13 protein-coding genes and 1 riboswitch are annotated in these 13,605 nt (G+C 37.3%); of the genes, 1 reads left to right on the top strand and 12 read right to left on the bottom strand.

Going from position 1 to position 13,605, the window contains the following annotated elements; all coding sequences use genetic code 11:
* Nucleotides 1–8: 8 nt before the first annotated feature.
* The gene (locus tag JF75_RS01590) at nucleotides 9–647 is read right to left on the bottom strand and encodes a coenzyme F420-0:L-glutamate ligase (RefSeq protein WP_280682948.1); all 639 of its coding nucleotides are present in this window, start codon (nucleotides 645–647) and stop codon (nucleotides 9–11) included.
* Between the two features lie 260 nt (nucleotides 648–907).
* Between JF75_RS01590 and JF75_RS01585 the strand changes: the two genes are divergently transcribed.
* Nucleotides 908–2,173, top strand: coding sequence for an MFS transporter (locus JF75_RS01585; protein ID WP_046331574.1), 1,266 nt, complete (start codon nucleotides 908–910; stop codon nucleotides 2,171–2,173).
* A gap of 77 nt (nucleotides 2,174–2,250) precedes the next feature.
* Here JF75_RS01585 and JF75_RS01580 read toward each other — a convergent pair whose 3' ends face one another.
* The 11 genes from JF75_RS01580 to JF75_RS01530 form a co-directional block, all read right to left on the bottom strand.
* Nucleotides 2,251–3,879, bottom strand: coding sequence for a MucBP domain-containing protein (locus tag JF75_RS01580; RefSeq protein ID WP_046331573.1), 1,629 nt, complete (start codon nucleotides 3,877–3,879; stop codon nucleotides 2,251–2,253).
* Nucleotides 3,880–4,169: 290 nt separating this feature from the next.
* Nucleotides 4,170–4,643 (bottom strand): 6,7-dimethyl-8-ribityllumazine synthase, encoded by a 474-nt coding sequence (ribH, locus tag JF75_RS01575; RefSeq protein ID WP_046331572.1) that lies wholly within the window; start codon nucleotides 4,641–4,643, stop codon nucleotides 4,170–4,172.
* A gap of 1 nt (nucleotide 4,644) precedes the next feature.
* Nucleotides 4,645–5,871: a bifunctional 3,4-dihydroxy-2-butanone-4-phosphate synthase/GTP cyclohydrolase II gene (locus JF75_RS01570; protein ID WP_046331571.1), complete on the bottom strand. Its 1,227-nt coding sequence runs from the start codon at nucleotides 5,869–5,871 to the stop codon at nucleotides 4,645–4,647.
* A gap of 11 nt (nucleotides 5,872–5,882) precedes the next feature.
* Nucleotides 5,883–6,488, bottom strand: a complete 606-nt coding sequence (locus JF75_RS01565) for a riboflavin synthase (protein WP_046331570.1) — start codon at nucleotides 6,486–6,488, stop codon at nucleotides 5,883–5,885.
* Nucleotides 6,473–7,534 carry a bifunctional diaminohydroxyphosphoribosylaminopyrimidine deaminase/5-amino-6-(5-phosphoribosylamino)uracil reductase RibD gene (gene ribD, locus JF75_RS01560; RefSeq protein ID WP_245190700.1) on the bottom strand — a complete coding sequence of 354 codons (1,062 nt, stop codon included), beginning with the start codon at nucleotides 7,532–7,534 and terminating at the stop codon, nucleotides 6,473–6,475. The genes JF75_RS01565 and ribD overlap by 16 nt, the downstream gene beginning before the upstream one ends.
* A 119-nt stretch (nucleotides 7,535–7,653) precedes the next feature.
* Nucleotides 7,654–7,787, bottom strand: a riboswitch (FMN riboswitch).
* 108 nt (nucleotides 7,788–7,895) lie between these two features.
* Nucleotides 7,896–8,090: a hypothetical protein gene (locus JF75_RS01555; protein WP_046331569.1), complete on the bottom strand. Its 195-nt coding sequence runs from the start codon at nucleotides 8,088–8,090 to the stop codon at nucleotides 7,896–7,898.
* A gap of 145 nt (nucleotides 8,091–8,235) precedes the next feature.
* Complete coding sequence (locus JF75_RS01550) at nucleotides 8,236–8,982, bottom strand: aspartate/glutamate racemase family protein (RefSeq protein WP_046331568.1); 747 nt, start codon at nucleotides 8,980–8,982, stop codon at nucleotides 8,236–8,238.
* 14 nt (nucleotides 8,983–8,996) lie between these two features.
* Entirely contained in the window at nucleotides 8,997–10,568 is a 1,572-nt protein-coding gene (locus JF75_RS01545; RefSeq protein ID WP_046331567.1) for a UDP-N-acetylmuramoyl-L-alanyl-D-glutamate--2,6-diaminopimelate ligase, read from the bottom strand.
* A gap of 44 nt (nucleotides 10,569–10,612) precedes the next feature.
* Nucleotides 10,613–11,767, bottom strand: a complete 1,155-nt coding sequence (locus JF75_RS01540; RefSeq protein WP_046331566.1) for a sensor histidine kinase — start codon at nucleotides 11,765–11,767, stop codon at nucleotides 10,613–10,615.
* A 4-nt stretch (nucleotides 11,768–11,771) separates the two neighbouring features.
* On the bottom strand, nucleotides 11,772–12,458 hold the full coding sequence (croR, locus tag JF75_RS01535; RefSeq protein ID WP_034978891.1) for a response regulator transcription factor CroR: 687 nt from the start codon (nucleotides 12,456–12,458) through the stop codon (nucleotides 11,772–11,774).
* 177 nt (nucleotides 12,459–12,635) lie between these two features.
* Nucleotides 12,636–13,604 (bottom strand): ABC transporter ATP-binding protein, encoded by a 969-nt coding sequence (locus JF75_RS01530; protein ID WP_046331565.1) that lies wholly within the window; start codon nucleotides 13,602–13,604, stop codon nucleotides 12,636–12,638.
* Nucleotide 13,605 lies beyond the last annotated feature (1 nt).

Below are 13,605 nucleotides of genomic sequence, written 5' to 3'. Positions count from 1 at the left end.
GTTAAATTTTAATTTACGGTATCTGCAATGCTAAAATCAGTAGCTTTTTCATATTCAAGACCGTGAATGCAGGCTAATGGTATATTAATACCACGTTGTCCCATTACTAAACCCGCAGCAGCTGCCAGCAAATCACAAAGTGTTTCGCTAGTACCAGTTTTGTTATTTGTTCTCAGACCATTTAAACCATATAAGCCAACTGCTACCTGATTAGCACCTTTTTTATCTGCCCTACCGTCACTGTCAGTAATAATCATACTCGTTTTTACCACTAACTCTTGGCAAAAAGCATTGCTGATGCGTTTAGCTGTTAAATCACAATTCTTGGGCAAAGTTATCGCCGTATTATTTTTACCCTTGTCAACACCGCAACTAGTTAAAAACAATCCATTTGGCAGCCATGCACCAATATGATTTCCACTTATTTCCAGCTTGCTACCAGTAGGATCGCTGGCTTGGTAGATAATTACTTGAATTAAACGCTCATCTTTTCTGGAAATTCGCTGCTGAATTTTTCGTGCCAAAGATGTCGGCACAACTTGTTTTAGATCTACAACATCGCCTTCTGCTAGCGAGCAAATCTTAGAAGCTACACAAATAATATCACCACCAGCAATTTGAAAATGTTCCTTTTTGACTGTTTCAATTAATATTTAGGGCAAATCACAAACTTTAAAAATTATGGGTACGCCACGCAATCCAATAATTGTAACCATACATTATCCTTATCACAACTATTACTATCACTTTTTCTTAATATTTATATAATACTCTAAAAATTTGGACAACACTACGTATTTTATGGATTTGTAGCGTAATTTATAAAAATAATCGTTAAGGAACTTAATTAAGATCTAAGATTTTGCATATTGAAAAAGGCTGTTTCAAGTAAAAGAAACGGCCTTTTATGTTACTTTTGCTGTCAGCTAAGTTCCTATATGTTACGCTTCTCATTACACTAAACGAAAGCGTGGCAAAATTGGACAATAATAACTTTCTCAGCCGTAACCAAATATTATTACCACTAATCAATTTTTTGACGAATTTTAGCAGCATCTTGGTTGGAATTGGCGGTTCACTAATTATCCGTGAATATTCGGATAATATCCTTATTAACGGCTTGATCTCAAGTATCAGTTCATTAGCACTTATTTTGAGTGTTTTATTTATCGGTTCCAAGCTTGATAACACTGACAAGAGACGCATGCTTATCTGGATGTATATTTTACTGAGTTTATTTTTATTAATCCCTTTTACTTTCCCGCAAAAATACTTTGTGCCCTTATACATTCTGGTTGACCTTTGTATAACAATGTTTAGCTTAGTAGAAGGATTATCTTTCACTGGGAATTTAAAGTCACTTCTGACTGATAATGCACTGGAGCCAACTATTAACCATAATTCCATTGCCGGACTTATTGGTAATATTGCCAGTGTGGCAGCGATGGCAGTTTTAATTTTTACTACCCGCAACTATTTGTCTTTTCTCTTGGTAGCAAGCTGCGGTTTTTTTATAAATATATTTCTCTCTATTGCTTTACGCCAAAATCACTTTACTAAAAACCAAAATAGTTTTAAAACCTTAAATCACCTCGTGACAGTTTGGCACAACATAACTGCTAGCAAAGGCTTACGCGCCTCAATTATTATTGCCATCTTTACCAGTGCTCTCCAATCAGTATTTAACGGGTTGCTGATCTATTTCTGGAAGGCAATTGATCCTAATTACAGTCAAGTTTACTGGCTACTAGTTGCCGTAGTCAGTGGTCTTTTCTTAGGTGCTATTCTTATTCGCTTTGATAATACATTTTGGCTGCTCAGTACTTTAGTATTTATTACCACGCTGGCTTTAGGAGTTTTCTTTTTAAATCAAACAATCGTTACTCTGAGCGTTATTACTGTACTGATATATGGCGAAACTTTACCAATCGCTAATTGGTGCAATAAAACCAGAATTAAAAGAACCGGTAAAGAGGTGCAGTCTTCGCAAACAAGTTTCTTGCAGTTGGGGAGTGCTCTATTGAATATCTTTTTTACTGTCGGAGTATCTGCGATCGCCAATGCTTGCCACCAGCCAGCTCTTACTTTGCTTACCACTGGAATTGCGTTATTACTTGTTTTCAGCTTTCTTGGCATCGACGTGCAACGATACCGCTTAGAAGAGATTAATTAAAAATGCAGCAAAAAAAATCAACCTGTCTTTACAATAAAAATGGTTGATTTAAGTTAACTTTTTAAATTAACAGGCTTTTATTCTTTCTTTTGGTGTTCTAGCTTTACACCAAAAAGACTCAAAATTATTGCTAAAGCGCCTAAAAGAAGAGTGCCTAACTGAGACATTTTATCTAAACCTGTCTGTGCCAAAGTTTTAGCTTTTTCTTTTACACCTTTTGGCTTGAAAGTTGTTGTTTTATGTCCATAATTGTCTTTTGCAGTTAAACTTATTCTTTTATGCTGCTTTTTACCTGTTTTATTCTTTCTTTTCTTTTGTTTAGCGACCTCTTGGTGGCCTTTCTTTTTATGATTGGTGTTAGTTGGATTTTCTTCAGGTTTGGTTACATCCGATTTATCTTTTGTATAAATATAAATCACGTCTTGGGGTTGACTGGCAAAAAAGCCTGTCGCATTATCAGTTCTGTCATCTAAAGTGTAACCCGTAATTTCTTTAGTTTCAGTTACGTAACCATCACCCAAATTACCACTAATTACTACCGGTGGAGTTAATTCATTACCCTTTTCATCTTGATAGTGAACCGTAACAGTGGCACCTTTAACCGGCTGATTGTCTAGCTGGTATTTACGGTAGACAAAATTGATTGCTTGCGTATTGTCTCCGAAAATGCCTGAAGCATTTTCCGGCGTTTTAAATAAAAAATATCCTGGAATATCCTTTGCCTTAGCTTCATATGATTTTCCGTATGTACCCGTTATGGATTCAGCAGGCAAAAGATCTTTGCCTTCTTCATCTTGATAAGAAACCAAAATTGCAATTTCGCGAGCATAGGCTTCCTTTTTACCATTCCAATTATTTATCAGTTCTGTGGATGACCATTTATCTGTTGCTTCAGGCTGATCAATTGTACCTTTGCCAACGCTTAACCAAGTGCCTTCTGTATCAAGTCCAGTTCCTTTGAGATTTTTAACATTGGGGCCCAATTTCAAAACCAGCAAGTTTTTCAACCCTGCTAACATAGAATCATTATTGGAGACTTTACTCATATCAAAGTTGCTGATATCCAGTACCTTCAAACTACTGCAGTCAGAAAACATATTCGACATATCAGTAGTATTAGCTGTATCAAAATTAGCCATTCCGGCAATATCTGTTAGTTCACTAAGGCCATTAAACAGTGCTTTTGCAGAACCGGCAATTTGAACTTTACCTTTAAAAGTTATCTTTTTAATTTCATCATCAACAATTCCTTTTAAAGGCTTTGGATTTGTTAAAGTAACCGGATGATCTGCGGAACTTCCATGTACAGTTAGCTCCTTACTAGTAGTATCAAACTCCACATCAAGATCATTCCATTTTTTTTGAATAATTGATTTGGTATTAGAATCATTGTTGGAGTTATCAGATGATGGTTCCTGGCCTTTTGTGTCTGTCGGTTTTTGTTTATCATCATGCGATTCATCTGTATTCTGACCATCATTTTGCTTTATTTCTGTTTGATTTGCCGAATTAGTTTCTTGTAGATTTGAATTTTCTTTTTTCTCTCCCCTTTTAATTGTATTATTTTGAGTTATTAGCTGACTGGCAGACAGGCTGTCCGCCCTAACAGAATTGGTGTTTATACTGACCAAGCCAAGTGCAGCTGCAGTTAAACTGCTAAAAAGAAGTACTTCAGCTTTTTTATTGTGCTCTGATATTTTATTCATCTTTACCTCCAAAAGACTGATTTGTAGATTCACAGTATTTTAATATTACATTTGTTATTATTAACTAAGTATATATATTATTTAATAACAAATCAAGCATATTTTTAATAAAAATCAGCGTATTAATATCAGTAGTTTTAGCAGCCTTATTGTCAATTAAATAAAATTACAGAAATAAATTTTTATAACTAGGTAACAAGCAATGTAAAAAACAAGCCATCCTTATTTTCAAAGATGACTTGTTTTTTCGTTATTAGTGGCGCCCAATAGCAATGATGCACTTAATTAAATTATAATTGTTTAATCTGTTCTTCTATATTTAAGACTTCTAAGACATCTGTGGCACACTCAGCTCCTTTATTGCCTGACTTGCCGCCAGCACGGTCAGTTGCTTGTGCAACTGTATCAGTCATTAACACGCCGAACATCACTGGCACATTTCCGTTAGCTGACGCTGCTGCTAACTGCGACGTGGTGCCTTCACAAACATAGGTAAAGTGAGCTGTTTCACCCCGAATAACTGCTCCTAATGCAATGATACCATCAACTTTGCCACTTTGTGCCAAGCAGTTGACTGTACGGGCAATTTCGAAGGCTCCGGGTACCCGTACAACCACAATGTTTTCATCTTTCACACCAGATTTCTTAAGTTGTCCTAACGCTCCTGAAAGCAGGCGATCGGTTACCACACCATTAAACTGAGCAACAACAATACCAATTTTTTTATCTTGTCCTTTAGCAATATTCCCAATAATTTCTTTCATGTTAATCCACCTCATTCAATATATGATTCATTTCATGCTTTTTAGTTGCCAAGTAATTCTTATTTTCTGCAGTCATGCCTACTTCAACAGGTATTCTTTTGACAACTTTAATACCATAATTTTCTAATTGATTCACTTTATCAGGGTTATTGGTCATCAAATTAACTTCGCTAACACCCTTTTGTCGTAAGATTTCGGCAGCGACATTGTAGCTACGAGCATCAACTGGCAGACCAAGATGCTGATTTGCTTCTACCGTATTCATGCCTTCATCTTGCAGTTTATAAGCGCGCAATTTGTTTTCCAGGCCAATTCCCCGACCTTCTTGACGCAGGTATAAAACCGCTCCTGAACCATTTTCTTCAATTTTAGTTAATGCTTCAGCTAGTTGAGCGCCGCAATCACAGCGTTTAGAACCAAAAACATCCCCAGTTAGACATTCACTATGAAGCCGCAGTAAAAGTGGCTCGCCATTTTTAATTTCACCTTTACTAATTAATAAAGTAGGCTGCTTTTCAGGGTGCTTTGTATCTCTGAAACCTTCAAGCTGGAAGTGACCGTACTTGGTAGGAAAATCAACCTTTGTAAATGATTCAATCCCCAAATCTTTATTTTCCTGATTTTTACGGTATGCAATTAACTCTTCAATGGTCAAATAAGGAATGCCAAGTCCTTCCGCTAAAGCTTTTAGATCCTTTCGCCGAGCCATCGTTCCGTCTTTTTTAATACACTCACAAATAAAGCCAACAGGAGCAACTCCAGCCAATCTGGCCAAGTCCAGGGCTGCTTCAGTGTGACCAGTACGTTCCAATACGCCACCTTCTTTAGCTACTAGTGGAAAAACATGACCGGGATGGTAAAAATCCGCCCATTGACTATTAGGATCAGCCAATTTTTTAATAGTCTTTGCCCGATCAAAAGCTGAAATTCCTGTTGTAGTTTCAGTCGAGTCCACACTAAGAGTAAAAGCCGTGCCAAAAGTATCGTTCGAACCCGTTTCAATTGGTTTTAACTGCAAGCGGTCGGCATAAGCTTTGCTCATCGGCACGCATAATAATCCACGAGCTTTAGTGATCATCATGTTAACAGCTTGTGGCGTAACTTTTTCTGCTAAGCCAATCATATCCCCTTCAGACTCACGTTGCGGTGAATCAGCCACAATTACCAAACCACCATTTAGCATGTGCTGCAATACTTTATGCATTTTTTCATTCAATTTTTCTGTCATTTTTTCCTCCATCAAAATTCTTTTTTCCAGGCCTGAATTTGCTTGACTGCATAGCGGCCAATCATATCCACTTCAATATTTGCTTTATCGCCTACTTGGTAATGAGCCAAAGTAGTATTTTGTATGGTATAAGGTATTAAACTTACCCCGAAATGATCATTTTCTGCCATAGTGACCGTTAAACTGATACCATCAATAGCGATTGATCCTTTTTCAACAATAAAGGAATCATACTTATGTGGTACTTGAAATTCCAATTCAATAGAATTTTCGTTTTCATCCCTTTTTACCAGTTCAGCTGTAGTATCAATGTGTCCTGCAACAATATGACCATCAAGTTTGCCGTTTAACGCCAGTGACGGCTCCAAATTAACCAAACTACCTTTTTGCAACTTGCCTAGATTAGTTCTTTTCATTGTTTCCGGCATCACGTCTACTGCAAAGTCATCCTCGCGCCAGTCAGTAATGGTTAAACAGATGCCGTTAACGGCAATACTTGCTCCTAAAGGCAAATCTTTTTGCAACAATTTTGGAGCACAAATACCTAGTCTTGCATGTTGCTCACTAATTTCCAAACGGGTAATCGTTCCCGTTGTTTGAATTATTCCTGTAAACATTCTTTTCTCCTCACGCGAATTCTTACGTCTTGGTTTAAACTTTTAACATCCAGTAATTGGTAGTGACTTATTCCTGTTAAAGCCTGGCCGAACACAGCAGGCAGTGCTGTACCACCCAAAACGATAGGTGCAACATATGCCACTATTTCATCTACTAAATCTGCTGCTACAAACTGAGCTTGTATATTGCTGCCGCCCTCAACTAACAGCGATTGAATTTCGTGTTCAGCCAGCAGCTGTACTACTTTTGCTGGTGTCCACTTGCTAGCAGTATAACAGCATACATTTTCTCCAACTTTTTGTGTTAATTTAGTTTCACTCAGTAGCCAAATTTGACCCCGAGCTTTAAATAATTGACTAGTAAAATCCAGCTGATTGGCATCCTTAGTTAACACAATCCTAATAGGAGGATGTGGTAAGTTTTTTATTCTGACCGTTAAAAGCGGATTATCGATGCGTAAAGTATTTGCGCCAATTAAAATAGCTTGATTTTGCAACCGCAATTTTTGTACATCTACTTGAGCCGCATCCCCAGTCAACATTGTTCTTCTTTTGCCTGCAGCATTAATTTTGCCATCAATGGACATTGCATATTTAAGCGTTACAAAGGGCCTTTCTTGCTGATAAAAAAAGTTATACGCAACATTTAAATTTTCAGTGCCACCAATAACCTCAGTCTGCACCCCATGATTTTTAAGATATTTAATGCCTTTGCCTGCTACAATTTGATGAGGATCGACCTGACCGATAACCACTTTTTTGATTCCGGCTTCGGCTACTTTTTTGCAACAAGGTGGTTGTTTACCATAATGACTGCAAGGCTCCAAGGTAACATACAGAGTTGCTCCTTGCGCTTGTTTAGGATCGGCTAAGTGCGACAGTGTATTTACTTCCGCATGTTCTTTACCAAATTGATGGTGGTAGCCAGTTGCTAAAACCTGATCATCTTTAACCAAAACTGCACCAACTAATGGGTTGGTCCAAGTCATTCCCTGAGCTTTTAAAGCCTCTTGGACTGCCATTTGCATATAATCTTTATTCTGCACTATTTCACTTCCTAAGCATTAAAAAACCTCGTTGATTCAATCAACGAGGCTTATTTTTTATTCATCAAATAAGATTTCAGCGAAGTTTAATAACGACGCGAGTTTTCTGTCTAATCTTGTTTGTTCTTCTCCCATCCAGACTCTAACTGTCGGTACTAGACTTGCACTAGTTCCACCGCAAAACGCGGGTCACGGACTTCAATTATTAATTGTCACCGTCGGTAAGGAATTACACCCTGCCCCGAAGAAACCGTATTCAACTGTTTTTAGTATAATATAGTTATGCCCTATCGGCAATAGCAATTTTTTGTTTTATATAAATTATATATACGATAAGATCAAACTTAAATAAAATTATTCCTTAAAACTTCCAATCAGACAAATGGAGAGGAATATTATTGTTTTTACCAAAATATTTTTTAAAGGCAGTGCCAAATGACGAATGATCTTTAAGATGATTGCGATAAGCGTCTCTGATACTCAAAATTGCTGTCACTGCTAAATTAGTAGTTACAATTATCAGTATGCTAATAAATATATACAAAAGATATAGCATCTTAGCCCTCCTATTTTTAACTGTATCACTTTTATAATACACTACTACTTAGTGATAACATTGTCAACTTTTTTTGGCAAAATAAATAGACTAATAATCAAATTGGTTACTAGTCTATTTTAATCTGTTAAACCTTACGTTTTATTTAATACAGATACTTCTCTATGGCTGTTTTAGGATCCATTCCTGCACGAATTTTTAGTTCTAATTCAATTGCTACATCAGCCAAGATCACTTGTGGGTCGATAACATTATAGGGATGCTCTGGCGCTTTCTCCTGAGCCAGCGACAATTCAGTACAGCCAAGTAAAATTACATTACAGCCATACTGATCATGCATAGTGCGTAATATGCGGTGATAAAGTTCGCCATCAACTACGCCTTTTTCCTTAATGTTGGAATAAATCAGCTCAGTAACCATTGGTTGAATCTCAGGCCCACCAAGTTCAACTTCGCGACCTACTTCTTTAATCTCATCTTCATACAAATGATCATAAATTGACCCTTCGGTAGCGATTAAACCAATCTTTTTCTCTTGGGGATAATCTGTTATAAATTTATGCACGGCAATGCGCATCATATGTAAAAAAGGAACGTCTGTGAGCTTCACCAGATCATCATAACAATAATGAGCTGTATTACACGGCATTAGAAAAAAGTCCGGTTTTAGCTGGGCTTGTTGGAGCACATCTTCTCGCAAGGCAGTGAAAAAATTAGGTTTGCTATGGTCTTTGATATAAGCCGTGCGATCAGGAACTTGGGCATCGTTAACCAAAATATAATTTAAATAGTCCTGATCTTTAGTAATTTTAACGCGGTGATTAAGCATGCGAACAAAGCTCTCCGTTGCAATAGTACCCATACCACCAATAATACTAAAAAAATGTTTCATTAATTCCTGCTTTTCTAACTTCTAAAGTGTTCTTTTTGTCCTTCAAGTTCGTCAATAGCTTGTTGTGCAACTGTAATATCAGAAGGATAAGGTGTATCTACGCCGCGCACTTTTTGAAAGCCGTCCTCACCTTTGCCACAGATTAGAACAATATCTCCTTTATTTGACATACTGATAGCATCATATATGGCCTTTTTACGGTCTAATTCTATTGTCACATCAACTTTAGAATGATCAATGCCGGCATCTATCTCCTGTGCAATTTCTTTTGGATCTTCAAACCCCGGATCATCAGTAGTCAGAAAGGCTTTATCAGCATAGGCATTTAAACTGTGGCTAAAACCAGGACGACGGGAAATTCCTTTATCGCCCGGCGCTCCTACAACCACAATAATTTTAGGATTATTAAATTCGCGCTGCATAAAACCCATCAGTGCCATCATCGAAGCTTCATTATGCGCATAATCTACTACAACTACACCATGTTCTTTGGTAACCTCTGTCTGCATCCGTCCCGGAACAGTTACTTGGCTAATACCTTTAGCAGCATCGTCATGATCCATGCCAGCAAGCCCAGCTCCAATTACTGCAGCTGTACCGTTTGATTCATTAAAGTCACCCAGCATCTTTAACTGATAATCACCGGCTATTTTAAGCTTCTTTGCTTTGTCACTAACACATAATACCTGGAATTTAGTCTGAGCCATATCAAGTTCTTCAGTTGCAAAACGAAAATCAATGGTCTGTTTTAAGTTAGGGTTAGTAAATTTTTCAGCAGCAAATAAGTAGATACTGTCTGGATCGGTAGTAGTCGTAGCAGCAGCATAAACTTCGTCAAAGTGGTCAGTCTGAGCGTTAATAATACACTTGCGTGCATTAACTAATAATTGCAGTTTGCAATGCAGATAATCAGCAAAATTAGGATGCTCATTAGGACCAATATGATCAGGCGTAATGTTGAGGAAAAAGCCCAAGTCATAAGTTAAACCAAAGACCCTGTTTTTCTTATATGCTTGACTGGAAACTTCCATCACCATGTGCGTCATGCCGTTATCTACAGCTGTTCGCATATCGCGGAACAAGTCAAGGGATTCTGGCGTGGTCAAACTAGATTTAAAAGTATCATCTTTTTTCTGGCCTACAACTGTGTTGACAGAAGAAATCAGTGCAGTTTTACCGCCATTGACTTGATCTAGCATTCCTTTTAGGAAATAAGCGGTCGTAGTTTTACCTTTAGTACCAGTAACTGCGATTAAATATAAATCATCTTGAGGAAAGCGAAAAAATGCTGCAGACAATAAAGCCATTGCCTTAGAAACATTGCGCACAATCAGTGCATGCATTCCCTTGCCTTCTGGGTATGGTTGCTCTGCTACATAACAGTTGGCACCGTTTGCTTTCGCCATTGACAAAAATGTAGGACGAAAACCAGCACCTTTACAAAAGAATAGTGTATTGGTATGAACGTCACGTGAATCATATGATACATATTCCATTTTGGATGGGACGGTGTCCTGAACAGCACTCGATTTAAGCAGATGGTGCTCTTTTAAAATTAAAATACAGGTATTTAAAGAAATACTCATGCTATACTCCTCTATTTATTATCTCAGTCAAAATTATACCACAGCTATGCTGGAGTTTTTTCACTCTTTAGGTTTAAAGGCAGACAAATAATGAAACGGGTCCAATCTTTATCAGATTCACAACGAATCTTGCCGTGATGAAGATCAACAATGCTTTTGGTAATTGACAGACCTAATCCTGTGCCACCTGTTTTAGTATTGCGAGAACCTTCTACTCTGTAAAACCGTTCAAATATTTTTTTTAGCGACTCTTCAGGAATTTGGGTACCATTATTTTCTACCCGCAATTCTACTTCATTGTTGTTAACCAAATTGGCAATTAAATTAATTTGTGTTGCCCCTGTACCATATTTAAGTGCGTTAGTGATGAGATTATTGTATACGCGTACCAGCTTTTCTGCATCAGCTTGAATTGTTAAATCTTTGGGTCTTGCTTCTATGTTAAATACTATCCCTTTTTCTTGACCCTCAAATTCAAAACCTGCTGCCACCTGCTCTAACATAGAAAAAATATGTAAAGAGGACAAGTTTAGTTTGGTACTGGTTGATTTTAACGTTGTATACTCAAGCAGATCATGAGCCAATGACTTCATTTGTTCTGCCTTCATATATGCGATATTAAGATATTTTTGCTGATCTGCTGGATCCGACACCCCCGATTTAAGCAAACCTAAATAACCGATAATAGAAGTTAAAGGCGTTCTGATATCGTGAGAAACATTACTGATTAGTTCATCTTTAGACTTTTCAATCGCCTTTTCTTCATTAATGGCGTTGACTGTACTATCCACTAATGAGTTAATCGAATCAATTACTTTCTGCAAGTCTGTTTTAACTTTAAAAGAAATTGTGTGATCAAAATGTCCTTTGGCAATATAATGCAATTCAGAAATAACGTGCCTTAACTGCATTTGATGATAACGCCGAATTAAGCGCCAATAGAGCACGATCAAATCACCAACACCCATAAAAATGATAAAGGTATTTTGCCAAGACCATAAATGGCGTCCACCAGCAAAAGTAATGGTCCTTTTTAAAAAATAAATACCGTTAACCAGGTTTTTATTTTGTAAAATTGTCAAGTTGATTAAAATAATCACCGATAGGTTTAACAATAACAGCAAGATCACCGTTATAACGCCTTCAGCAAACAACTCGCTTTTTTCAGCAGCTGTCAGCTTGACTCTTTCTTTTTTCATCTAGCTAAGCCTCAACTTTATAGCCTACACCCCAAACTGTTTGAATAACATCTTCTCCGCCTGTGGCTGTTTGAATCTTGTCGCGCAAGTGGGAAACATGCACCATGACGGTTTTGGCAGAAACTATCGATTCTTGTTGCCAAACCCGTTCAAAAATTTCATCAGCAGAGAACACGCGGTTAGGGTGACTGGCGAGAAGATACAGAATACCAAATTCCAATGCAGTCAGCTGAATATCTTTGCCATCAATCGTTTTCACTTCATGTGAATCACGGTTAATAATCAGCGGTCCAACCTCAAGAATGTCAGGTTCATCATCTTTGACCTGCTTTTGACTGCGACGTAAAAGTGAACGAACCCGCGCCATTACCTCTAGGGGATTAAACGGCTTAGAAACATAATCATCGGCTCCAGTGATTAATCCCTGAATTTTATCCATATCACCAGTTTTGGCAGACACAATAATAATAGGAATGTCTGAATCCTTACGAACTTCCTTAATAACATCAATTCCACTCATGTTAGGCATCATGACGTCCAAAATCATTAATGCAATATCAGGCGTGGTAGTTAATTTCGTAATTGCTTCTTTGCCACTGTAGGCAACAACTGGGGTATACCCTTCATTTTTAAGATAAATACTTAACAATTCGACGATTTCTTTATCGTCGTCAACAACTAAAATTTTCATAGGGCTAATTTCCCTTCTTTTTACTTATTGATTATATTCGTTTTATTTTTATATTCTACTAAATATAGTGTAGCAGAATCTATGTCTAATATTTTAGACAATTTTGTAACAAACTACTAATATTCAAGCATAACTTTATTGTTTTATTAAAAAAGCCGGATTTTTCCAGCTTAGTCTCTACTTTAAACTATTAATATTATTTAAATATGTAACCAGCCATTGACGATCAACTAGGCCTAAAAAGTCCCCACTGGAATTTTGCACTAGCACTTCATTTTGCCCACTTAAAAGAGTTAACAATTTAGCAATTGTTTCCTCGACATTAATTAGTGGCATTGTCGCCAGTGAGCCAGATTCAGCCTGTTTAAATTTGGTCAATAAAGCTGCTTGCTTCAAAGTTGTTTCATATAAGTTGCTGCCTATGCTACCTCTGAAAAAGTCTCGGACAAAGTTATTAGCCGGATGCCGTAAAATTTCTTCGGGCTGATCAACCTGCAGTAATTGGCCATCCTTCATAATACCAATTCTGTCAGCTAAATGCAGTGCCTCGTTCATATCATGTGTCACAAACAAAATAGTATTATGCAGTTGCTCATGCAAGTCAACAACTAGTTCTTGTAAATTTGCTCGAGAAAGTGGATCAAGCGCACTAAAAGGTTCATCCATTAACACGATAGGAGGCTTTGATGCAATAGCCCTTAAAATACCAATTCTTTGTTGTTCACCACCAGACAGTTCATGGGGATAACGCTGAGCGTATTCTTGCGGATTGAGACCCACTTTTTGCAACAGTTGTGCTGCCAGTTTTTCCAGATTACCATTTACCCCTTGAATTTCCGGAATAAGAGTAATATTTTGGGCAACGGTCATATTCGGAAAAAGAGCGATTTGTTGCAAAACATAACCAATTTTCCAGCGTAACTTTTGCACATCATAAGCAGTAGTTGGGCGTTCATTAACTAAGATTTGGCCAGCATTAGGATCTTCCAGGCGATTAATCATTTTAATTGATGTTGTCTTACCACTACCAGAATTACCCACTAGGACAAAAAGTTCACCTTGTTGAATATCAAGATTAAGGTCGTTTACCACTATTTTATCGGCAAAAGTTTTTTTCACATGTTCAAATTTAATTGCTGAAGCCATA

This window comes from Lactobacillus kimbladii (genome assembly GCF_000970755.1).
In the GTDB taxonomy this organism is placed as follows: Bacteria; Bacillota; Bacilli; order Lactobacillales; family Lactobacillaceae; genus Lactobacillus; species Lactobacillus kimbladii.
This window is presented reverse-complemented; position numbering and strand designations above follow the sequence as displayed.

Coding starts and splice junctions, on each gene's coding strand:
- JF75_RS01585 (WP_046331574.1), top strand. CDS start 908: ATGTTACTTTTGCTGTCAGCTAAGTTCCTATATGTTACGCTTCTCATT.
- JF75_RS01580 (WP_046331573.1), bottom strand. CDS start 3,879: ATGAATAAAATATCAGAGCACAATAAAAAAGCTGAAGTACTTCTTTTT.
- ribH (WP_046331572.1), bottom strand. CDS start 4,643: ATGAAAGAAATTATTGGGAATATTGCTAAAGGACAAGATAAAAAAATT.
- JF75_RS01570 (WP_046331571.1), bottom strand. CDS start 5,871: ATGACAGAAAAATTGAATGAAAAAATGCATAAAGTATTGCAGCACATG.
- JF75_RS01565 (WP_046331570.1), bottom strand. CDS start 6,488: ATGTTTACAGGAATAATTCAAACAACGGGAACGATTACCCGTTTGGAA.
- JF75_RS01555 (WP_046331569.1), bottom strand. CDS start 8,090: ATGCTATATCTTTTGTATATATTTATTAGCATACTGATAATTGTAACT.
- JF75_RS01550 (WP_046331568.1), bottom strand. CDS start 8,982: ATGAAACATTTTTTTAGTATTATTGGTGGTATGGGTACTATTGCAACG.
- JF75_RS01545 (WP_046331567.1), bottom strand. CDS start 10,568: ATGAGTATTTCTTTAAATACCTGTATTTTAATTTTAAAAGAGCACCAT.
- JF75_RS01540 (WP_046331566.1), bottom strand. CDS start 11,767: ATGAAAAAAGAAAGAGTCAAGCTGACAGCTGCTGAAAAAAGCGAGTTG.
- croR (WP_034978891.1), bottom strand. CDS start 12,458: ATGAAAATTTTAGTTGTTGACGACGATAAAGAAATCGTCGAATTGTTA.
- JF75_RS01530 (WP_046331565.1), bottom strand. CDS start 13,604: ATGGCTTCAGCAATTAAATTTGAACATGTGAAAAAAACTTTTGCCGAT.